At 40.0% G+C, this 22,493-nt stretch carries 17 protein-coding genes; 10 read left to right on the top strand and 7 right to left on the bottom strand.

All coding sequences use genetic code 11. The features are described 5' to 3' along the window. Nucleotides 1-2: 2 nt before the first annotated feature. From MFF31_RS12675 to MFF31_RS12690, 4 genes are all read right to left on the bottom strand, one after another. Nucleotides 3-911 (bottom strand): oxidoreductase, encoded by a 909-nt coding sequence (locus MFF31_RS12675; protein WP_238188325.1) that lies wholly within the window; start codon nt 909-911, stop codon nt 3-5. A 101-nt stretch (nt 912-1,012) separates the two neighbouring features. Then, complete coding sequence (locus tag MFF31_RS12680) at nt 1,013-2,227, bottom strand: MFS transporter (protein ID WP_238188326.1); 1,215 nt, start codon at nt 2,225-2,227, stop codon at nt 1,013-1,015. A gap of 132 nt (nt 2,228-2,359) precedes the next feature. Next, nucleotides 2,360-2,854, bottom strand: a complete 495-nt coding sequence (locus tag MFF31_RS12685; RefSeq protein ID WP_248565476.1) for a hypothetical protein — start codon at nt 2,852-2,854, stop codon at nt 2,360-2,362. A gap of 278 nt (nt 2,855-3,132) precedes the next feature. Continuing rightward, on the bottom strand, nt 3,133-4,590 hold the full coding sequence (locus MFF31_RS12690; RefSeq protein ID WP_238188328.1) for an aminotransferase class I/II-fold pyridoxal phosphate-dependent enzyme: 1,458 nt from the start codon (nt 4,588-4,590) through the stop codon (nt 3,133-3,135). Between the two features lie 242 nt (nt 4,591-4,832). Here MFF31_RS12690 and MFF31_RS12695 point away from each other — a divergent pair, with 242 nt between their 5' ends. From MFF31_RS12695 to MFF31_RS12715, 5 genes are all read left to right on the top strand, one after another. Then, nucleotides 4,833-5,819 carry a diaminopimelate dehydrogenase gene (locus MFF31_RS12695; protein WP_238188590.1) on the top strand — a complete coding sequence of 329 codons (987 nt, stop codon included), beginning with the start codon at nt 4,833-4,835 and terminating at the stop codon, nt 5,817-5,819. Nucleotides 5,820-5,990: 171 nt separating this feature from the next. Further along, entirely contained in the window at nt 5,991-7,373 is a 1,383-nt protein-coding gene (gdhA, locus tag MFF31_RS12700; RefSeq protein ID WP_238188329.1) for an NADP-specific glutamate dehydrogenase, read from the top strand. 680 nt (nt 7,374-8,053) lie between these two features. Continuing rightward, nucleotides 8,054-10,711 (top strand): EAL domain-containing protein, encoded by a 2,658-nt coding sequence (locus MFF31_RS12705; RefSeq protein ID WP_238188330.1) that lies wholly within the window; start codon nt 8,054-8,056, stop codon nt 10,709-10,711. Continuing rightward, nucleotides 10,708-12,042 (top strand): ABC transporter substrate-binding protein, encoded by a 1,335-nt coding sequence (locus MFF31_RS12710; RefSeq protein ID WP_238188331.1) that lies wholly within the window; start codon nt 10,708-10,710, stop codon nt 12,040-12,042. Before MFF31_RS12705 ends, MFF31_RS12710 begins: the two co-directional genes overlap by 4 nt. Before the next feature lie 222 nt (nt 12,043-12,264). After that, entirely contained in the window at nt 12,265-13,209 is a 945-nt protein-coding gene (locus MFF31_RS12715; RefSeq protein WP_238188332.1) for an alpha-helical endospore appendage domain-containing protein, read from the top strand. Between the two features lie 223 nt (nt 13,210-13,432). Here MFF31_RS12715 and MFF31_RS12720 read toward each other — a convergent pair whose 3' ends face one another. From MFF31_RS12720 to MFF31_RS12730, 3 genes are all read right to left on the bottom strand, one after another. Beyond that, nucleotides 13,433-14,281 (bottom strand): ROK family protein, encoded by an 849-nt coding sequence (locus MFF31_RS12720; RefSeq protein ID WP_238188333.1) that lies wholly within the window; start codon nt 14,279-14,281, stop codon nt 13,433-13,435. Nucleotides 14,282-14,574: 293 nt separating this feature from the next. Beyond that, nucleotides 14,575-14,892, bottom strand: a complete 318-nt coding sequence (locus MFF31_RS12725; protein WP_238188334.1) for a hypothetical protein — start codon at nt 14,890-14,892, stop codon at nt 14,575-14,577. Between the two features lie 3 nt (nt 14,893-14,895). Beyond that, nucleotides 14,896-15,528 (bottom strand): DUF1361 domain-containing protein, encoded by a 633-nt coding sequence (locus MFF31_RS12730; protein WP_238188335.1) that lies wholly within the window; start codon nt 15,526-15,528, stop codon nt 14,896-14,898. A 231-nt stretch (nt 15,529-15,759) separates the two neighbouring features. Here MFF31_RS12730 and MFF31_RS12735 point away from each other — a divergent pair, with 231 nt between their 5' ends. The 5 genes from MFF31_RS12735 (at nt 15,760) to MFF31_RS12755 (ending at nt 22,375) form a co-directional block, all read left to right on the top strand. Further along, entirely contained in the window at nt 15,760-17,142 is a 1,383-nt protein-coding gene (locus MFF31_RS12735) for an extracellular solute-binding protein (RefSeq protein ID WP_238188336.1), read from the top strand. 86 nt (nt 17,143-17,228) lie between these two features. Continuing rightward, nucleotides 17,229-18,110, top strand: a complete 882-nt coding sequence (locus MFF31_RS12740) for a carbohydrate ABC transporter permease (RefSeq protein WP_238188337.1) — start codon at nt 17,229-17,231, stop codon at nt 18,108-18,110. After that, nucleotides 18,110-18,937: a carbohydrate ABC transporter permease gene (locus MFF31_RS12745; RefSeq protein WP_238188338.1), complete on the top strand. Its 828-nt coding sequence runs from the start codon at nt 18,110-18,112 to the stop codon at nt 18,935-18,937. The genes MFF31_RS12740 and MFF31_RS12745 overlap by 1 nt, the downstream gene beginning before the upstream one ends. Nucleotides 18,938-18,963: 26 nt before the next feature. After that, nucleotides 18,964-20,808, top strand: coding sequence for a cache domain-containing sensor histidine kinase (locus MFF31_RS12750; RefSeq protein WP_238188339.1), 1,845 nt, complete (start codon nt 18,964-18,966; stop codon nt 20,806-20,808). Further along, complete coding sequence (locus tag MFF31_RS12755; RefSeq protein WP_238188340.1) at nt 20,795-22,375, top strand: response regulator; 1,581 nt, start codon at nt 20,795-20,797, stop codon at nt 22,373-22,375. The genes MFF31_RS12750 and MFF31_RS12755 overlap by 14 nt, the downstream gene beginning before the upstream one ends. Nucleotides 22,376-22,493 lie beyond the last annotated feature (118 nt).

The following is a 22,493-nucleotide window of genomic DNA, read 5'->3' on the forward strand; positions in this document are numbered from 1 at the left end:
TTTTATAAATACTGAATTCCGGTTAACTCAGCTGACACATCCCATAAACGCTTCGCCAAGGTCTGATCATGAGATAGATCACTGGATTTCACTTGAATAGGATACCCGCGATTTTGTAGTTTTCCTGGAGGTCCGAAATATTCTCCACCGATAACATTGTTGTCAGTTGCTGCTCTTAGTATGGGCAGTGCACCCATTGAAGCAGATTGTGAGAGGAGATGTACGATTTTTTTGGCGAAGAAGTTCAAATGATTTTGTAGATTCGTGGTTGACCATCCGGGATGAGCAGCTAAAGATAACGTAGAGTAACCCTTATTCTTTAGTCTACGATCTAGCTCATAAGTGAAAAGGAGATTGGCAAGTTTGCTTTGGCAATAGGCAAGAGTTTTATTGTAGTTTCCCTCCCAATGCAAGTTGTCGAAATAAATAGTGGCACCTTTCCAACCATGAGCTAAACTGCTCACCGTAATGATACGTGATTTATTCGTTTTCAATAGAGTAGGTAATAACAATCCAGTAAGTGCGTAATGACCTAAGTGATTTACCCCAAATTGCAGTTCGAAATCTTGTTTTGTTTTACCCTCAGGGGGCATCATGACACCTGCATTATTAATGAGAACATCCAACTTATCATATTTCGAATTAAACGAATGACTAAACGATTGGACGGAATCTAAATCGGATAAATCTAATCTTATAGTATCTACAGTGGCGTTTCTATTACTCTTTTTGATCTTTTCAATAGCGGCCTTACCATAATCCACGTTTCTAACCGCTAATATTATGGTTGCCCCTTTATTAGCTAGCACATTTGCTTGTTCAAATCCAATACCAGCGTTTCCACCTGTAATGACGATAACAGAGTTTTTTTGGCTCCCAATGTTGTTTTCGTTCCATATCAGTTTGCTCATCCTCAAAAACCTCTCTCCTATAACAATGACAGCTTACTATATTTCTTTAAGTCTAATACTAAAACTTTCAAAATAAGGTTTCATTATAAATAGAGTAACAATTAAGCTGTCAGCTTCGATGTTCCGCTTTTATCCCTCTGCACCTGAATGTTTAAACCAACATGTCCGCTCCATACATAAATGCTTAACAAAACGATAATAGAAAGACCAATCCAAAATGGCAATTCGGCTTGTAAACGGTATAAAGTTGTACCGCCAATTGGTGCAATAAGTGAACCAATACCGGCAGCTGTCGCTGTTAAACCTGCTGCTGCACCTTGCGATTGTTCCCCTGCACTTAAAGAAACGCCCGATTTATACCCTGGCAGGGAGAAACCTCCCCCAATTCCGAACAATAAAAAAGCAACTATTATAATACTGATATGTTCTGCAAGAATGAGTGCTAGAAAGGCAACTGCAATGATGGGCAATCCGACTCGCAATAAAGTACGAGGCGCTAATGAACGTTTGCGGAGTATTGTCATTTGGACTAGTGCCATCATAAATCCAGTGGAGAACAGACCAATTCCGACCCATAGAGCAGTCGTCTTGCCGTCAAACCCGAATTTGTCCTGAATGAAAAAACCTGAAGTGACTTGCAACATAACAATTGTGCTCATCAGACAAGTGGCAACTACTAAGTAAGGACGCATGCCAGGACGACTTAAGCTGACAGATGCATGTCGCTCATTCTGTTTTGGGGCTATACGTGGGATTCGGTAGATGACGAGAAAGATGACTGTGAATGATAAACCTGCGGAGATTATGATAGGTACGACAAGATGAATAGTTGATAGTCCAGCTCCCATCGCTGGTCCTATCAAAAAGCCGATTCCTGTAGCAGCTCCAATAAGCGCCATACCAGAAGAACGTTTATCGGGTGGAGTTAAATCAGCAATTAATGCTTGGCTGGAGGATATAACAGCAGGGGAAAATAGTCCAAAAAGAACACGAGAGGCGATGAACAAAATAAATAACAAAGTGAGGTTAATGCCACCTCGCAGACCAACTAGAACTAATGCGGCAAATATGCTCATACTGAGGGCAAAACCAATCAACCCGATAACCATTACGGGTTTTCTACCTAGTTTATCGCTCCATATTCCCCAAAGAGGTGAAGTTAGCAGCATAACGAGTGCTGAAGCAGAAACAATCCAGCCAGCATGCTGCTCTTCAAGTCCCACGTCACGTATGAGAGGTGCTAAAATCGGATTTATAACACCAAATCCGATATAACAAATCATGATGGACAAAAATACTACTTTTTCAGGTTTCAACTCTATCGCCTCCACAATAAATGATGCAGTAACTAAAAACGCTCTTCATCTATTGTGAAGGGACTTAATGTTGCGTGCTACCTGAAGACGGATAAATATGTGTTTATTTTGTATTGGATCGGTCAATGAGATTTAAGTAGTTTCCAAAGCCTCGGGTAATTCACGCTCGTATTCTTTATAAATTTGATATAGCTGCAATCCTTTGGAGCTGTGTAAAGCTTTTTTTGCTTGAGCAATAGCTTCTAGTCGATTGCCGGATTGAAGCTCAATTTCAGCATATAAAACATGCTGCATTGATACGGATGGCACGTTAACAGCAGTTTTACGAGCAAGAGCTAAATTACCTTCTTCAATATGAACAAATGTTTCATAATAACCACGATATTTTGGAGAATGAATAGTAGCTATTTCTGCTTTATATTGTGTTATGTTTTTTTGATAACCACCATAGATCGCTTTATATACAGCTTGTTTCTGAGGGTTATAATGTTTGGCGAGCAATTGGTTGAATGCACGAGTAACTTCTTCATCCTGTTTATGAGCAATTGCATAAATAAGGTTGATTTCAGGTTTTTTGCGTAATTTGATCACATATTTCTCAAGCCGATCAATTCTAGTTTCGATCATAAATATGTGAAGTGTGGGGTATCCAATGAATAGCACAAAGATGATCAATGCGGCGATAAACATATAGATTTTCGGTTGGTCAAAAGAAACGAATAAAAATGAGCTAATAATAATGAGAGTGTAGGTAATAATGATACGTCTAGTTGATTGTATTGTCGTTCTCTCCCTCTTGATGCAAGTAGTACATGATCGATAATGTTTGATATGCCCCTCGCAAATTATACAGGTTTTATCATTGGCAGTGCAATTGATACGTTGTAATCCTGTACAAACTATTTCTAGCTTGTTCCTAACACTCTCAGATGATTGACAAGAGGATCAGCCATGCCTTGCAGCTCGCAATTCTGTTCTTTCAAAAGCTTGATATACGCCACGATTTCTTTCGAAATACGTTCGCCCATACAAATGACCGGTATACCGGGAGGGTATGCCATCACCATTTCCCCAGCTATTTCGCCGATGGAATCATCTAAGGCAACAACCTTTTTTGGACTGTAAAAAGCGTTTCGCGGCGAGACGATCATTTCGGGACTTTTTGGAATGGCGATGGAATGTATAACTGCAGCACGTTCTGTTTTGGAAGAGATATCTCTTAATGCATTAACTAGAGCTTCGAGGTTGCTTTTGTTATCTCCGATACTGACAATCGCCATAATATTGTGCATATCTGATAATTCGATTTGAATGTTATATTCTTTTCTTAATAGGGACTCGATTTGGTAACCTGTGTAGCCAATCCCTGCCACATGTACACTTAGTTTCGTTTCGTCGAAGTCATGGCAACCGGGTGTGCCAATCAGTTCCTTCCCAAATGCATATAATCCGTCTATCGTATTAATCTCGTCCCTTGCCCATCGAGCAAGTCCTAGCGTTTCCTCTAGCAGCTGGTCGCCAATTGTTGCCATTTGTTTCCTTGCAACATCCAGCGAGCACATTAATACATAGGATGCACTAGTTGTATGCGTTAAGCTGAGCACCTGACGAACTTTTTCTGGAGAAATGATATCACTTCTTAGTAACAGGACAGAGCTTTGTGTCATCGAGCCTGACGTTTTGTGCATGCTGGATGCACTCATATCTGCGCCAACCTCCATAGCGGTTAACGGGAAGTCATCATGGAAGGACATATGTGCACCATGAGCTTCATCAACAAGAACAACCAACTCATGTCTATGCGCAGTGCGCACAATTGCTTTTAGATCAGAAACTGCGCCGTAATACGTAGGATTAATGACAAAAACAGCTTTGGCATGTGGATGTTCTTTAATCGTTTTTTTCAAACTTTCTTCCGATATGCCCATTGCGATGCCTAACTTATCATTGATTTCTGGCTGAATATAAACGGGTATAGCACCACTCAAAATAATGCCACCAATAGTGGATCTATGTGCATTGCGAGGAATAATGATTTTGTCGCCGGGCTCACAAGCACTCATAATCATGCTTTGCACGCCAGCTGTAGTTCCATTTACAAGAAAATAAGCATGTTGAGCTCCAAATGCATTGGCCATAAGCTTCTCAGCTTCGAGAATAACACCGGTTGGATTATTGGAATAATCAAGATCCTCCATGCCATTGACATCCATTTGAAATACTCGTTCGCCCAAATAATTGGCCAATTCCTTGAGGCCGTGTCCTTGCTTATGTCCTGGAACATGGAATGGAACAACACTATGATCTATATATGATTTTAGAGCATCGAATAACGGTGTTTTTTTTTGATTCAATCTAGTCAATAACCAACCTCCTAGTTACAAATTGCTTTAATTATTTAAAGCGATCAAGAGAAATATAGACAAGTATGGATAAAATGTCAATTGTTTTGTTGCTAGAGGTCGCTCTATGGCTTTATTTGCACGAAAGATCTATTATTTTCGACTTATTTTTGGAAAAGTTATCGATAAAAAATGACATAACGTGTAAGATGTATGAAGAGCATTATGTTCAAGCGGACTGATGCTGAAGCGAATAAGGGGGTATTCAGATGACAATTCGAGTAGGCATAGTAGGGTACGGCAATCTTGGAAAAGGTGTACAAAAAGCAATCTCGCAAAATCCTGATATGAGCCTGGAGGCCATATTCACCCGCCGCGAGCCTTCGCAAATGGAATCACAATGGGATGGCGTTCGGTTTGAGCATATATCCTCAGCAGAGCAATACATAGGTAAGATCGATGTTATGCTGCTATGCGGCGGTTCAGCGACTGATCTTCCAGAGCAAGGACCGGATTTCGCACGTTTATTCAACACAGTAGACAGCTTTGATACACATGCACATATTCCTCAGTACTATGATGATGTGAATAATAGTGCAAGCAAATCAGGTAAAGTCAGTGTAATTTCCACTGGCTGGGACCCAGGCCTATTTTCACTTAATCGCTTGCTAGCAGGCGCTATATTACCAGAAGGCAAAGAGTATACATTTTGGGGTAAAGGCGTAAGTCAAGGTCATTCAGATGCCATCCGCCGAGTGCCTGGAGTAAAAGGCGGCGTTCAATATACGGTTCCGGTAGAAGAAGTAATCGATCGGATTCGCGGGGGAGAGACGCCTGAGCTTGCAACAAGAGAAAAGCATCTGCGTCAATGTTATGTAGTGGCAGAAGATGGTGCAGATCAAGAAGTTATTCGCGAAGCTATCGTAACGATGCCGAACTACTTTGCTGATTATGATACAACAGTAGAATTTATTTCCGAGCAACAGCTCAAGGATGAGCACGCTGGTATTCCTCATGGCGGATTCGTTATTCGCAGTGGCGTAACTGGAGAAGGAACGAAACAAATTATTGAGTTTGGACTTAAACTTGAGAGCAATCCAGAGTTTACAGCAAGTGTACTTGTTGCTTATGCAAGAGCTGTACACCGCTTAAGTGCAGAAGGACAAGTTGGAGCAAGAACAGTGTTTGATATTCCATTAGGTTATTTGTCACCACGATCTGCCGAAGAGCTTCGCAGAGACCTATTATAATATTTAACCCGATCCTCCAAAATGGAGTGATCGGGTTTTTTAATGGGTGTTACAAGTTATTTTTATTGGAAAAAATATTCTGAATTTATTACACTTCTCGTTAACAAGTACAAGGTTTTATACAAAAAATGCAAAATCCATCCTAATCGCCAAAAAGGAGTGTATTCAATCATGCCCATTTCATCAGCAGTTATTGCAGAAAGACAGACAGAAGCAGAACAATATGTACGGTCCGTCTACGACAAGGTAGTACGCCGTGATCCTAACGAAGTTGAGTTTCATCAAGCGGTGAAAGAAATTTTGGAATCGTTAGTGCCGGTACTAGCTAGGCACCCTCATTACATTCAACATGGTATTCTAGAGCGCCTAGTTGAGCCTGAACGCATGATTACATTCCGAGTACCGTGGATGAATGATGCAGGGGAAGTTAAAGTAAATCGCGGTTTCCGTGTGCAATTTAATAGCGCTATTGGCCCATACAAGGGTGGATTGCGGTTCCATCCATCTGTTAACTTAAGCATTATCAAGTTTCTAGGATTCGAGCAGATTTTGAAAAATGCGTTGACAGGCCAGCCGATAGGCGGGGGCAAGGGTGGATCTGATTTCGATCCTAAAGGAAAGTCAGACGCAGAAGTAATGCGCTTTACTCAAAGCTTCATGACAGAATTGTATAAATATATTGGACCAGATACAGATGTTCCTGCGGGAGATATCGGTGTTGGCGCACGTGAAATTGGCTATATGTTCGGACAATACAAGCGTATTCGCGGTGGTTATGAAGCAGGCGTTCTTACAGGAAAAGGTATCGGTTATGGCGGCAGCCTTGCTCGTAAGGAAGCGACAGGTTATGGTTGTGTGTATTTCGCCGTTGAGATGCTGAAATCTAGAGGTCTATCCTTCCAAGACAGCACGGTTGTTGTATCTGGATCTGGAAATGTATCAATTTATGCAATTGAGAAAGCTCAGCAACTTGGAGCTACAGTTGTAGCATGTAGTGACTCCAATGGCTATATTTATGATCCAAATGGCATTCATCTGCCGACTGTTAAACGGTTAAAAGAGGTTGAACGTAAACGTATTAGCGAATATGTAACAGAGCATCCGGGAGCTACATTCACTGAGGGTTGCGAAGGTATCTGGTCGATCCAATGTGATATTGCATTGCCATGTGCAACACAAAATGAGATTGATGAAGATGCTGCTCGTACACTCGTTGCAGGAGGAACAATTGCAGTTAGTGAAGGCGCTAATATGCCGTCAACGCTGGAAGCTATCGATGTTTTCCACAAGGCGAAGGTTCTATTTGGACCGGCAAAGGCTGCTAATGCAGGAGGAGTTGCTGTATCTGCATTAGAGATGGCACAAAACAATATGAGACTATCGTGGACGTTTGAAGAAGTTGACGCTAAGCTGCAAGCAATAATGCGCAGTATCTATAATGAAAGTCTTCGTGCAGCGCAAGCGCATGGCGATCCGGACAATTTGTTGATGGGTGCCAATATTGCAGGATTTATGAAGGTAGCGGACTCCATGATTGTTCAGGGCGTTATTTAATAACTGAGGACGGTATCTGTAGAAGAAGTACATCTATTTACAAAGGTCATTATACTAGTAGTCATGCATAAAGGGTTGTTATCTAGTTGTCTCTTATACTAGGTAACAACCCTTTAAATATGACTTTTCAGAAAATATGATCGTTTATTAATAGTGTTTGGCTCAAAACTTCACGAATTTTTCATATATTTGCGTGTTGAAATTATCGTGTTTTGGGTGATCATTATTTAAAATATGCGAGCCTTTATAAATAATCTCACCACGTTATTTCGATGTCGCTTTTTGACACTTTATCTATTCAATTTTGTGCATTTCAGCACATGACTCGATTTTTTTCTACATTTTGTGATTTTTAATGATACTTTAGGTTGTGAAATTACCAGTTTTTATTTGGGCATTTAGTCTGAGGGGTGATCCTCATTTAGTCTGTTTGAATTCAAACAAAGCGAGTGTTTATAAGGGTTTTTTATAAGCGGATGTAATGAAAATCCAAAAATTTTCATGATAAAAATGAAGAGAAATTATGACTTCCACATGGATATTATGGTATGATTAAGAAATTATGATAAAAGTTCTTAATGGTCTGAAAGCGTTTTTTTAGTTGGCTATTTGTTTTATTGTATAGAAAGTCACCGATGCGAATGCAGCAGAAGTAATCGCTTTGGGAGGACCGTGTTCATATGTGGAAACTAATTAATAGCCCGCGTTCAATTCGCAGCTCTTTATTTATTGCAGGTATCGTCTGTTTGGCAATCTTTAGCGCTTTTGAGCAGCTGAAACTTATTTACGGTATTACTTTTGCCTTTACGAGTATTATGATGCTTGTATTAATGAGGCTATTTGGTCTACGGATCGGTCTATCGGCATCGCTGATAGTATATGGATCAGCGCTACTTTTCTTTCAAGCCCCGTTGTTTATTTTGGTTTTTCTACTAGAATCTTGCTGGATTGCCCTTTGGCAGAAGAAAAAACCAAGCCCTGTACTCATACCAGGATTTGCATTTTGGGTTATACTCGGCTTTCCTCTAACTCTTGTAGCTTGTTATCTATCCGGTCCGTTCAACACGATTGAGTTTATTTTATTGTTAGCAGTAACAGCTGCAAACGGGATGTTTAATGCTCTTATCGCCGAAATTATAGTTGACTATTTACCTCTTCGTCGCTGGCTTAAATTGGATGCAAAAAAACAGAGTCCAATTCCATTCAGTCGAGCCATATTTCACCTCTCGATTACGATTGTTGCATTGCCATTTTTGGTTATTATGGTCATTAGCGGCTGGAGCTCCTACCATACTTCGACGAACTCGACCTTGCAGAGTGTCAGTAATACTGTATCTAGTATTTCGGATGAGCTAGGGAAATGGAACGAGGAGCAAATATTAGGAGTGAAACTGCAAAGCATTATACAAATAGGTTTTTTACAAGAAATTATTAATCGTCATAACATTCAAGAATCATTTGAAATTGTGATGACTGATCATAATATGAAAATGCTAGTATCAACATCAAATGAGATAAAAGCAATAAATCGAGATGTCGTGGCAGGTCAAGTAATCGCAGATAACTTCGTAATCGAAATGCCTAAGCAGGAAACGGTTAAGTTACTTCCTACACAGCCATGGAGAGAGGCGAAGTATGTATATCATGTCAAACTCGAAAAAATTCCAGTTTCGATTGCGGTTAGTGTCCCTGTTGATACTTTTAAAGAACAGCTTTTCCGAGAATATATCTATCATTTGTTATACACGTTAGGAAGTGTAATGGTTGCTGGACTGTTAGCATTTGGGATAAACAGATGGCTAAGCCACGGTTTAAAGCAGCTTGCTGGATCAACAACTAATTTACCATTCAAGCTAAAACTGGGAGTTCCGCTTGAATGGAAGCATAGCGGCATTTTGGAAATTGATTCGCTTGTACATAATTTCAAAGATATGTCGCATAATTTATCGGCTATGTTACGGGAATCTGAACGAATGAACCGGCAACTACGCGATTCAGAAGAGAAGCTTCATCAAATGGCGTATTACGATAGTTTAACTGGACTACCGAACCGTCATCACTTTAAAGAGACACTCAGCAAAATGATAGAAGAATCAACGGTAGACGGTGAGAAACTTGCAGTTATGTTCGTTGATTTGAACCGTTTCAAAAAAATTAATGATTCGCTCGGTCATGCAGCAGGAGATTTGCTTCTTCAACAAGTTACGAAAAGATTTGTTTGCATTGTGGGGGAAAATTGCAGTGTTTATCGGCTTGGAGGAGATGAATTTGTATTCGTGCTTCGTTTCGGGAATCCTGAGCTGCCGATCGTGTTTGCAGATCTAATATGTGCTTGCTTTGAAGAGCCTTTCGAAGTGAATGAATCGCATGTCTATACGACAACTAGCGTAGGAATCAGTGTATATCCAGACCATGGAACGACTATCGACGATATTGTGAAAAAAGCAGATATGGCAATGTATACTGCAAAAGAACAAGGTATTAGTAGCAGTTGCTATTTCTTCGACCATGAGATGGAACAGTCGTTGAATGAAAAGATGCATTTGGAAATAGGGATGCGCAAGGCGCTTGAGAAGGGACAATTTTTTCTCGAGTACCAACCCAAAGTTTGTCCGTATACGGGTTTTACAACAGGCTTTGAAGCACTTATTCGATGGGAGCATCCGGAGAGAGGTCTTATTTCTCCTGTTAGGTTTATTCCACTTGCGGAATCGACAGGTTTAATATTGGATATAGATCTCTGGGTTTTCAAAGAAGCATGTAGACAGACGAAGGAATGGCAAAGGATGGGGCTCCCTCATATTCCCGTCTCGATTAACCTGTCTGCTAAACATTTTTATCATAGCAATTTAGTAGAAAATATTGTAGGTATATTACGAGAAACAGGACTTGATGCAAGTTGTGTCATTATCGAAATAACAGAAAGTGTCTTTATTAGGCAAATGGAAAGTGTAATTGGGATGCTTACACAATTGAGAGATTTGGGTATACAAATTTCGATAGATGATTTTGGAACAGGATATTCATCTCTCAATCAATTGCAACGATTACCGATTTCTATTGTAAAGCTGGATAGAACATTTATTAAGGATGCAGAACATGATGGTCGGAAATCAGCTGTCGTTAGGGCGGTTATTGAGCTCGCACATAGTATGGGCTTAAAAGTAGTTGCAGAAGGAATTGAGACTGAAGAAGAACGATTATTTTTTAGCCGATTACAATGCGACGAGCTGCAAGGCTATTATTTTAGCAAACCACTGCGGAGCGCACCGTTTGTCAGTTATATAAGAAGAGAACTCCAACGTATTCATCTTGAGAAACGAGGGATTGAAGCATGAGGGTGTTCTATGCCATTTTTCTTGTAATAATTATATCTGTTACAGCTTGTGATCAACCAGCAAACGCACCACAGGATGAGGTTATAGGAACGAAGGACTCGGAAGTTAGGTTATCCAAAGAAAAAGTAGAGCTGGAGTTTTGGTCGCATTACCCTGGATGGGAGAGCATTGCAGCAGCTTTCGAGAAAAAGTATCCTAATGTTACTGTAAACATAAAGACGTCTACGTATGAGACCTACGTTGATAAATATGAACAAGCATTAGCAGATGGGAGAGCTCCGGACATTCTAATCGTAGATAGTGAACATTTTGGCAGATTTGCCTCTATTCAAGGATTAGAAAATTTATTGGATCATGGCGCTGGGAAGTATCGTGATGACTTTAGCAGCAGTTTATGGGATATTAATTATTCTTTCGATGGTAAATCATTAATTGGATTTCCTTCGGGCAGCTCACCACTGATAACATATTATCGGGCTGATATAATGGAAAAGTTCGGATTCCCTTCTGATCCAGAGGAGCTCGGGACCTACATGGAAGATTCGAACAACTGGTTAAAAATAGCCAGAACACTGAAGGCGGAGGAAAGTTATATTACGGAGTGGCCGATGGATGTTGTTCAAATATTTGAGAGCACAGTAGGCTTGTATACCGAAGATATGAAATTCGCACGAAATAATAAAACATTTGAAAATGCATTGGAAATTGCTAGTACGGTCTATAATGAGGGATTAACTTCATCGACCGATACATGGACCAAATCAGGTGCAGAAGCACTTAATAATGGGAAAGTAGCAATGCTTTATATGGGAACATGGGGTGCTTCTCAACTAGAGCAGTGGGCTCCTGACACGACTGGTTTGTGGCGACAAACGAGATTGCCCTTTAATGTGTATGGGTGGGCTAACAGTTCTAGCTTCATGATCCCTAGCAGTTCTAAAAATAAAGACTGGGCGTTTGCGTTTATCGAGTTTTGTGTGACAGTATATAGTTTAAATGGAGCGGGAAATAGTGTTCCTTCTTATTTGCCAGCTAGGTCCAATGAAGAAAGATTGTCAAAAGGGTCACCGTTTTTTGGCGGGCAACGTTTGTATAATATAAACGAGATGTTGGCAAACCGAATGGTAGAAACAAGATTGACCCCTATTGATGGTCAAACAAAAACCATTTGGGCAAAAGTTCTTAATCAGGGAATTGATCGGAAAAAAAGTGCTGATCTCATATTGGATGAAGCGCAACAAGAAATATTCAATTCGTTAAATGAAGAAATAAATATTTTGAGAAACTATTTGGAGTCAGTGCAGAAAGCAGAGGTATCCGAGCAGCCATGAAAATGGTTGTCCGGGCCTCTTTTTTTGCTCTATATGATCACTATTAAAGTAATCGATGACAAAACGGATAGTTGTGGTCGAATGTGTATCTTCCATAAATTAAGTAGTTAGTCTATGCCAATAATTGAACGCCATCATAGAATGATTTTGTTGGATACTATTTATCTAAATGAAAATAGAGATGAGTAGGATAAAGTTATTTCAAGATAGGAGGAGAAATTAATGTCACAAGCAAATGTACCTAATATTACACCTACGATAACGGTAACACGTGATGACGCTATTAATTTATTGCTTTCTTCGATTGCATTAGAAGAAATTGGGCTAAGTCACATTATTAATGCAGAGGGTGAAAAGATTCAATTCGTACTTGGTACGCTCCCCGGCATTACAGGTCCAGGTGCAACGATTAGTGATGTTCTGACGATTAACCAAAGCGTACAGGAAACGTTGCAAGCAGTAACGAAAAAAGAATTTATTTTGGCGAACAAACTGGAAAGTGTATTGGGTGCAATTGGTTCGACCGGCTCAACTGGAGGTGCCACTGGTGCTACAGGAGCAACAGGAGCAACAGGAGCAACAGGAGCAACAGGAGCAGGAGCAACAGGAGCAACAGGAGCAACAGGAGCAACAGGAGCAACAGGAGCAACGGGAGCAACCGGAGTAACGGGAGCAACCGGAGCAACGGGAGCAACAGGTGCAACCGGGGCAACGGGGGCAACAGGTGCAACAGGCTTAGGTTTATCAAGTTATATTGAAGTAGCACTCAATGCTGCACAAGTCATACCTGTCAATGGTGCGGTTGCAGGCACTGTAGCAGATGTTGCAGGGACTGCACTAACGTTTAATGGTGTAGATACCATCACAGCAAATGAAGTGGGTCTATATTATGTGGATTGGTATGTTAACATCGAAGCAGGTAGTCCTGCAAGTGTATTTGCCTTGAATCAAAATGGTGCGGGTGCCTTTTCTGCAATAGCGGATGATTCTATTAATGGCGGGAATTTATCTGGTGGTGCTCTTATCAATATTACTACAACACCATTTACAATCCAGCTTATAAACGTTTCTGTAGGTTCTAGAACGATCGTTCAAACACCTGGTATGGCTATTACTAGTTCATCTGCAAATATTCGAGTATTCAAATTCGCTAATGGCCCGTCGTAATAATTATTAAAAACTTTACTTGCAACTGATAAGGAGATTGCTTCCTGTTGTGAAACAGAAAACGCCAATTGACATTTTTGTCGATTGGCTTTTTTTATCCTAGCGAATTCAATATTTATTAATATGATAAAAAAAGGAAGTTTTCCTATAGATTTCCGGGTTCGAGAGTAATAAAAAAGCCTTCAGAGCCACATTGAGTGTGGTGCTGAAGGCTTCTACATAATTAGGACTGACTCTTTGTTTGCTTACGAATCCATTCTCGAGCACCAAAAGCGATTAATCGTTGTGGTGTTTTTGGGGTCGTAATTGTACAACATTTGAGCAATTCCGGTAATGCATGAGCATCAAGGGCAGCTTTTGCAGCCTCCATGTAACCTCTATAAGTTGAGGTACTGCCACCAATGACCATAACACTTGGGTTATATAAATGAATTAAGTTAACAAGTGCATATCCAAGGTAAGTTCCTGCTTGTCGAACGATCTCAATTGTTTCTTCATGGCCTGCTTCGAGAAGCGCTCGTATAGCTGCGTTATCCTTGTCAGCCTTTTTCGATATTGCATAACCACTCGCAATCAGGTCGAGTAGAACAGGCTCGCCATTCATACCTATGAGCATATAACCTAATTCACCGCTCCAGCCTTTTGATCCAAGCAATAATTGTCCGTTAGCAACGATACCAGCTGCGATGAAGGCATCGAGCATAACTACTGCGATCGTTTCATTGTTTCCGTAATGCGCAGCTTCGGCCATCGTGGCTGCTTTTACATCATTGATAAATGCTACAGGGATGCTCGCAGTTGTGGAAAATTGATCGGCTGAAACGCCATTCAGTGCAGGCAATACATGGCTAAGTTCGACTTTGTCACTGCCAACGACTAAACCTGGCATACCCATTCCGATACCGCTAGGTTTATATGGAAGATGAGCTATGAATGATTCAACTTCCTGCTGGAGCTTAAGTAGCGTACATTCTCTATCAATGGATACAGAATGCTCCAAAAACCCGTCTGGCGTATCTGCCATCAGGTACATTTGTCCACCGTCTAATTCGATGCCTACATATGGATTCATCTTATTTTGCCCCCACCATCAATAATTATCTTAGATTAATATGTTATAAATGCTAACATATGTATGATTAGAATGACAGTGGAATTCTGGATCTTTACTTTATAAATTGCTAGAGAGCTTGTGGAGTAAGCTTTACAACAAAAAATAACCCAGCGCATTTGAACTAAACCTCAAACGTCAGATGGTGTCTAACTATTTAGAGTCACGATCGTTCCGCCTGAAAGGTTAATATCTGTGGATTAGAGTCTATTTTAATCTTTTTGAAATGCAAATAAGGAAAATTATCCAAAAAATCAATAGAAAATCGAGGGAGTCAGAATAACTCCTACAACAATAAATAGTATGATAAAATGTCCGATCAGCATAGTATAAATTCTTCTCCAGCGTTTACGTTCGGAGAGCGACAACTTTTCAAAGGAGTATCCCGCAGCCTTTTCTAGTTTAAATGTTTGATAGACGAGTACATTTATTCCAGCAAACAAAAGAAGAGCAATGCAAGTCCAACCTATTGATCGATCTATACGAAATATTTCTACAGCAAAATAGATTTGGAATGCGGCCATTGTGATAGTTAACATGACTATTGGTAAGTAAAACCACAAATCGTTCATACATTACTCCTTCCTCTCTTTTGGAAATATCCATACAACTAATAATTGCAGTAAGGAGATCCATGTTATGAACAAAATGGAGTCGGTTGTTAATGAGCTTAGAAATTGCTTCACTATAGAGAATGGTTCAGTAAATACATGAACGGAATGGAAACGAAGAAATCTGCCAATATAAATGCCTATACTTCCAAGTACAATGAATATAAGAAGCAGTAACGGACCCCATTTGCTCTGCTTAGTTACACTTCGGATCTGTTGAATCATTAGATGATAATAGAAAACAGCAATCATTACCCCCGTTGTTAGGATGAAGAAGTGCCACCACTCACTACGCTCTAAAGTTTCCCAAAAATTGAATGAAAATGATTTAAGGTGAATAAGATCAGTCACGACATAAAATATATTCGGCGATAATAGAACAAAAACAGTGTAAACAAGAATACTGATTGGTATTTCAGACTTTGATTTAATCGTGAATAAGGGAAGTACATAGGAAAGTTCCAGTGCTACAAAAGCAAGAAATAAATTAAATATCATAAAGGAAAACTCGTTATCGAAATATAGCAGCATCAGTGAATACACAAAAAATAAAATACGTGCTTTATTACGATCACTGCAATTAATTAATAATGTCATAGTATCACCTTCTTTGTGAGTGTTATTAATAACATACCATTATTATCACCTTAAAGAACATTTTAACAGATAAATATTTTTGATGATAACGAATTACATAAAAATAAAACGAATAGAGAAGTGGATAATTTTGTCCCTGATTGTGTAAATCTATACCTATTTTAATAAAGAAAGCGCTTTTATAATGAAGAAGCAAAACCAATATTGCATATCCATTGGAGGGTCTAAGGGATGAAAAAGAGCTTATTATTGATGATGGTTCTTATGCTTAGTGTATCACTCGTATTGGCAGGCTGTGGTAGTAAGAATGAAGATCCGAAGCCAAGCAACAACACTGGAGGTACGTCTGAACCGTCGGCAGAACCTGCTAAAGAACCAGAGAAAGTAGAGCCATTCACAGTATCTTTGCGTCATATCCAAATCGGTGATACACAGAGGTTTCGTAAAGCGCTGCTCGATGATGTCGTAAAGAAGACAGAAGGCGAAATTCCAGGTCTTAAGTTTGAGCTTGATGCAGTAGAAGATCAAGTAAACCGTTATACGAAGCTTCCTGCTGAAATGGCAACTGGCAACCCGCCGATTATATTCGACTTATTCGGAGGAAAAGGTGACGCTCAGAAATATGGAGAGGCTGGTAAGTTGCTTGAGTTGACACCAATACTTGAGGAGCTTGGCATCAAGGATAAATTTATTAACAACAGCCAATTCATGATTGGAGATAAAACGTACGGTCTGCCAATTGGCGGTAATAATGAGGGTATTTTCTTCAATAAAAAGCTGTTCGCGGATAACGGAATTACAGCACCAACAACAATTGAAGAGTTGGAGGCTGCTGCAGATAAGTTGAAAGCTGCAGGTATTACTCCATTCGCAATGGGTTCTCAAGCGGGTTGGGTTCCTAACATGTTAGTGAACACGCTAATCGGTCGTTATGCAGGACCTGATCTTGTTGAGCGTATCGGTGACGGTTCACTGAAGTTCAACGATCCTACTGTCGTAGCTGCATATAGTAAATACGAGCAATGGGTTAAAGCAGGTTACTTCCCTAAAGGCGAACTAGGGATGACATACGACCAAATGTTAAATGATTTCTTGAACAGCAAAGCAGGAATGATCTTCGATGGTAGCTGGCGTTCTTCCGCATTTAACAACTCAGAGCTGACAAAAAACATTACGCCTGACGATGTTGGTTACATTGCATTCCCAGCTGTTACTGGCGGTATCGGCGATCAAACTTTTATTAACGGTAACTATGGCAATGGATATGGTTTCTCCGCTACTGCGAATGAAAATGAATTGAAAGCAATCAAAGCGTTTATCAAAAACTTGTACAACGATGAAATGCAAGTCCGTGGACTTCTTGAGGACGGTGTATTGCCTTCAATGAAGATTTCTGGCGACGCGGTTACTAAAGTAACTGATCCTGTTGTGAAGCAAGTTCTGGATGTTGCGGGCAAAGCAGCAGGTGCATTCTCTCATTTCGAAATTATTATCCCGTCAAAGGTGTATACAGAAACGGAAGTGCAAATCCAAGCAATTATTGCTGGACAAACGACTGGACAAAAGGCTGCGGATGCCATTCAAAAAATATTGGAAGCTGAAGCAGGTAAATAACAGCGGAAGTACATGAGATGGAAGGCGCTTCCCGCCCTAGAGTGGGCAGCGCTTTCTTCTGTTATACGGGAGGAGAGAGACAGACGATGAGAAGCATTTTGAAGAACCCTTATGCCTATGTCATTTTTATCATTCCAACAATCGCATTGTATTTTTTATTTACGATTTATCCAATGGCATCTTCAGCTTATCTTGGATTTACAGACTGGGATGGATTAAACGATCCGAAGTTTGTTGGCTTCGATAACTTTGTGACGGCAATTAAAGATCCCTATTTCCAATCGTCTATATTAAATAATATGTACTTTATTTTGTTCTCTGTATTTGTACAGGTTCCTTTCATTATTTTCTTTGCCATTCTTATTGGCGGTGTAAAAAGATTTCAACGATTTTATAAAACAACGGTGTTTGTTCCATCCATATTATCGACAGCCGTAATCGGGATTTTGTGGCAATTCATTTACCATCCTGAAGTCGGTATTATTAACAAATTTTTGAGCTTGTTTGGTGTCGATACCATTTATTGGCTCGCTGATACGAAATGGGCATTAATCTCCATTCTAATCACGAATGCTTGGCAATGGATGGGTTTCTTTATCGTATTAGTGCTTGCCGCTATTTTAGCTATTCCAAGAGAATTAAACGAAGCTGCGGAAATTGATGGTGCGAATGGTTTCCAGAAGGCGTTTTGGATTACAGTGCCACTCATTAAACCAATTATTTCTGTTGTCGTTATGTTATCGATCGCTGGAGCAATGAGGGTTGTCGATATTGTACTCGTTATGACTAGAGGGGGACCTGTAGGCGCAACAGAAGTTATGGCATCTTATATGGTCAATCGCGCGATCAAATACGGTGAATATGGATATGGAACGACACTTTCAATTATGATTTTTGCGGTTGCCTTAATTCTTACGGCTATTTATCAACTGACGTTCGGTCGTTCAAAGGATGAGGTGAACTACTAATGTCTATAGTAAAACGAACCGTACCGCATATTATTCTTATGATATATGTGGTTGCTATTTTAGCCCCATTTGTGTTCATCATCTTATCTTCTTTCAAAGAAAATAATATCGATATTGCAGAGCATCCATTTGGCTGGCCTGCCAAAGTTGTGTTCGACAATTATGTGGATGCATGGGTGAAAGGAAATATTAGCAAATATTTTTTTAATAGCGCTTACTTGTCTGCAAGTTCTGCACTTGCTGGTGTTTTATTATCCGCAGGTACGGCGTTTGCGTTAGTAAGAATGAAATTTGTCCGTACTAGCAAATTTATTTATCAGATTGTCTTGATAGGGATGCTTATTCCAGGTAATGTATTGTTTATCGCACAATATATTCTAGTTTCGGATTTGAATTTACTTAATACGCATTGGTCGTTATTTCTACCATACACAGCAGGTGCACTGCCTATTAGCATTTTGTTGATAGCAGCATTTATGAAGTCGATTCCAGGGGAGCTGGAAGAAGCATCAATTGTAGATGGGCTAGGAACGGCGGGGCTCTTCTTTAAAATTATTTTGCCAGTTACGATGCCTGCGCTTGTCACCGTATTTATTGTCAATTTCCTTGGTGTATGGAATGAGTATCTATTAGCCAACTTCTTTATTAGTAAAGAAGACTTAAGAACTCTTCCAACGGGTATGGTTGGTTTTAGGGACGCGTATCAGACAAATTACGCATTAATCTGTACAGGTATTGTGTATAGCGTAGTGCCTGTCTTTATTTTATATGCCTTTTTGCAAGAGAAGATTATTGAAGGTATTACTGCGGGCAGCGTGAAAGGATAAGTATGTAAAGAGGGGTGCAGATACGGATGACGCTACGTTTCAAGCTGTTTGCAGCCTTCTTTATGTTTATTATTTTTCCATTACTATTACTCGGCATAGGTGCCTATTATTATATTACTGATACAGTAGAAAAAAGTTATGCAGGGCAGACAGAGCTGACTCTGCGAGCATTGCGGCAAAATGTTGATTTTGTATTTAATGAAATGAACAAAGTAACGGACAGTACAATTGCTAGTAACGCATTGCAGCAATTGCTTAATCAGCCTGGCTATGATCTCAACAATTTATCAAAGTTAGACGAATTTAAGCTTAATGGCATCCAAAGTGAGTTTCGAAATTTACTCATAAACCATCCATCCGTAAAATATGCCTTAATGTATACACGGAAGGATGGACTTGTCATACCGATTTATTCAAAAGATTATTTTGAGGTGATGTCTTTTTCTGCATTGAAGATGCAACCGATCTATCAAGATGTAGAAGATCAAGATGGTCAGCCCGTATGGGTAGGACCTTACGAAAACCCGGAACTTACCGGAGGAAGTTCCTTCTTTACTCAAATTCGAGTGGTAAAGGATATTGGAACACTTCAAGATGAAGGAATTCTGCTTGTTCAAATTAAACAGTCAGGATTGGATGAAGTGTTTCGATACTTCAGATTTAATCAGGAGCGCTACAATACAAGATTTTTTATTGTTAATGGAAGCGGTCTCATACTTTATGATAGTTCCGAGCTTATTAATGGGAAAGAGATGACACAATTTACACGAAACGATTCATTGTCAGGCTCAACCTATATTAGTAATCGACAGTTTTTTGATGGTGAGGACAGCATCGTGTCCAGTATGGGGTTAAATAACGAAGATTGGCGTTTAGTTTCAGTTGCTTCGTGGGACTCTTTATCAAGCGAAATTGATTTGTATGTGAGAAGGGTTACCGGCATTGTTACGGTATCTATGTTGTTGGCTATGGTATTTCTAATGTTCTTTGTGAACCGTATAGCCAAAACGATTATTCGTGTAGTGAGATTCATGAGGAGAGTAGAGGATGGGGAGCTCAGCATTCGTATGAATGTGGAAGGCAAGGATGAGCTGCATCTGCTTGGCAACGGATTAAATAGTCTAATTATGCGTATTCAGCATTTGCTTGGGCGAGTTAAGCAGGAACAGGAACAGAAAAATAAAGCAGAGATGTTATTGCTGCAGACTCAGATTAAACCACATTTTATATTCAACACATTAGAATCTATTAACGTATTAGCTGTTCAGAATGAAGGCAAGAAGGTAAGTCAGATGGTGTTAAGGCTTGCGAATATTTTGCGTATCAGCTTTCGGAGCCAAGAAGAAATCCCACTGCGACAGGAGATTGATCATGTACGGAGCTACTTGGAAATTCAATCGTTCCGGTTCTCCGAAAGCTTCAATTATTCTATGGAAATTTCAGAGTCGTTATTGGATTGTAGAGTTCAGAAATTGACATTGCAGCCTCTAGTCGAAAATTGTATTCAGCATGGTTTTGAAGGAATGGAACAAACAGGTCACATTAGTATTCGAGCGGAGTCTGCTCATGGTAAGCTTTTTCTATTTGTTGAGGACAATGGTCGAGGAATGACAACTGAGCAGCTAATAAAACTTCATACTTTAACGATTGAAGATGATAGCAGTCTATTGCCTAGAAATAAAGAAGAGCATAACCCTGAACTTAGAGGACTTGGCATTCGCAGTGTTGCAGATCGGATTCGTATCCAATACGGAACTGGATATGGTCTTATCATTTGCTCTACTTGGGGGCACGGAACGACCATTAGATGCACCATACCAATGATGGGGCTGGGTGATATCAATGAGGCTAAAGGCCATGCTGGTGGATGATGAGCTTCCAATATTGAATAACTTAAAGGCTGTACTCCCTTGGGATAACATGGGAATAGATGTTGTAGCTCTAGCTCGAAATGGGCAGGAGGCGCTGCAGTTTTACGAGGAGAAGCAGCCTGAACTTATTTTGTGTGATATCCGAATGCCCGTTATGGATGGGATGGAATTTCTTAAGGCAGTGCGGCAGCTCAGCAGCGAATGCGAAGTGTTGATGCTGACCGGTTATCAGGAGTTCGAATATGCTAGACATGCGTTGCAAAATGGCGTGAGGGACTACATCTTGAAACCAATCGATTATGAAGTATTGGAAACGACTGTGAGGAAAGTAAGCGAAGATATTCGTGCGCGCAAGATGAAGCGTATTCATGCTGTGGCTCGGTGGGATATTATGGCCCGGATGGCGCACGACAAAATATTGTATAACACTTTACTGGGGTTTTCATCGGAACAGAGCCTTTATATGCATTTGGAAGAGGATATGCCAATTGAATGTCTGCAGTATACGATGTTTTTGGCTGATACAGATCATTACGCGCAATTATCGTTACAGTGGTCCGAAGAAGATCGTAAACAATGGAATCTTGAGGTCAGGCGTGTGTTTCAGGAGGCTTTTTTGTCTGAAGGATTTCCCTATTCTGTACTACAACTTCGTGAAGGAGAATGGTGCATCCTTGTTAAGCATAATAGGAATGAACGAACCCAAACGATGGAGCAAGCAAGCATATGGCTTAGTTCGCTCCAATTATCAGTCAAAGAACGGATTGAGCTGCCAATAAGTGTTGGGGTTTATCCAGAAGAAGTTGATTTTAACGATCTCGCAGCAACCTATAAAAAACTTCAGCTTATGTTATTAAGGTGTTCAAGTAGTATGAGTCCAGATCAATGGGATGAACATGTAGATGGTCATGACAGAAGTCACTCGTTATGGCATACGATCGATGATATTGTATCGGGGCTGCGTAAGTTGGATCAATCGGTCATGCATAAAGCATTGACGGGGCTTAAGAGGTCGTATATGAAGCAATCTCAACAAACGTTAGTAAGTATGGAGAAGTTCCTTCATTATTTGCTTATTCATCTGCTCAGAGAAATGCGAGAAATGAATATTGTGAATGGTTATGAAGAAGAGCAAATATGGAGGAAGCTTAACCATAGTGTATCTGAGAAAGATGTACTCGAAATTATTATTCAATTAGTAAATGATGCACTAACAAAAGCATTCAGTAAGAAATCAAGGGAGTTGTTGATGTTATCTGCAAAGGATTATATTCTTAAGCGATTAGCAAGAGATATTGGCGTGGAAGAGCTGGCAGGGCATTTAGGCATAAGCAGCAGCTACTTTAGTATGTTGTTCAAGCTGCACTTCGGAGAAACATTTGTTGAATTTCTAACAAGGCAAAGAATGGAGCTGGCGCAGTCACTATTAGTGACTTCAGATAAGACAGTTACTGAAATTGGCGTTGTTACAGGGTATTCGGAACGAAGATATTTCACGAAAGTATTTCAGAAATATGTAAGAATGACACCAACTGAGTATAGGGAACAACATCAAGCAGTTCGATAACTAAGCTAATTTGCGTTACAATGCAACAAGCAATAATGGTTAAGTGATAGTTAGTTAAGCGCAAATAAGACCGGGACACTCCTCTAAGGAGATGACCCGGTCTTTACTGTTTAATGGA

Origin of the sequence: Paenibacillus sp. L3-i20, assembly GCF_022180385.2 — a bacterium.
Lineage (GTDB): Bacteria > Bacillota > Bacilli > Paenibacillales > Paenibacillaceae > Pristimantibacillus.

Bases quoted from the DNA above. Each gene is read 5' to 3' on its own strand.
- MFF31_RS12675 (WP_238188325.1), bottom strand. From the start codon at position 911: ATGAGCAAACTGATATGGAACGAAAACAACATTGGGAGCCAAAAAAAC.
- MFF31_RS12685 (WP_248565476.1), bottom strand. From the start codon at position 2,854: ATGATCGAAACTAGAATTGATCGGCTTGAGAAATATGTGATCAAATTA.
- gdhA (WP_238188329.1), top strand. From the start codon at position 5,991: ATGCCCATTTCATCAGCAGTTATTGCAGAAAGACAGACAGAAGCAGAA.
- MFF31_RS12705 (WP_238188330.1), top strand. From the start codon at position 8,054: ATGTGGAAACTAATTAATAGCCCGCGTTCAATTCGCAGCTCTTTATTT.
- MFF31_RS12710 (WP_238188331.1), top strand. From the start codon at position 10,708: ATGAGGGTGTTCTATGCCATTTTTCTTGTAATAATTATATCTGTTACA.
- MFF31_RS12715 (WP_238188332.1), top strand. From the start codon at position 12,265: ATGTCACAAGCAAATGTACCTAATATTACACCTACGATAACGGTAACA.
- MFF31_RS12720 (WP_238188333.1), bottom strand. From the start codon at position 14,281: ATGAATCCATATGTAGGCATCGAATTAGACGGTGGACAAATGTACCTG.
- MFF31_RS12725 (WP_238188334.1), bottom strand. From the start codon at position 14,892: ATGAACGATTTGTGGTTTTACTTACCAATAGTCATGTTAACTATCACA.
- MFF31_RS12730 (WP_238188335.1), bottom strand. From the start codon at position 15,528: ATGACATTATTAATTAATTGCAGTGATCGTAATAAAGCACGTATTTTA.
- MFF31_RS12735 (WP_238188336.1), top strand. From the start codon at position 15,760: ATGAAAAAGAGCTTATTATTGATGATGGTTCTTATGCTTAGTGTATCA.
- MFF31_RS12740 (WP_238188337.1), top strand. From the start codon at position 17,229: ATGAGAAGCATTTTGAAGAACCCTTATGCCTATGTCATTTTTATCATT.
- MFF31_RS12745 (WP_238188338.1), top strand. From the start codon at position 18,110: ATGTCTATAGTAAAACGAACCGTACCGCATATTATTCTTATGATATAT.
- MFF31_RS12750 (WP_238188339.1), top strand. From the start codon at position 18,964: ATGACGCTACGTTTCAAGCTGTTTGCAGCCTTCTTTATGTTTATTATT.
- MFF31_RS12755 (WP_238188340.1), top strand. From the start codon at position 20,795: ATGCTGGTGGATGATGAGCTTCCAATATTGAATAACTTAAAGGCTGTA.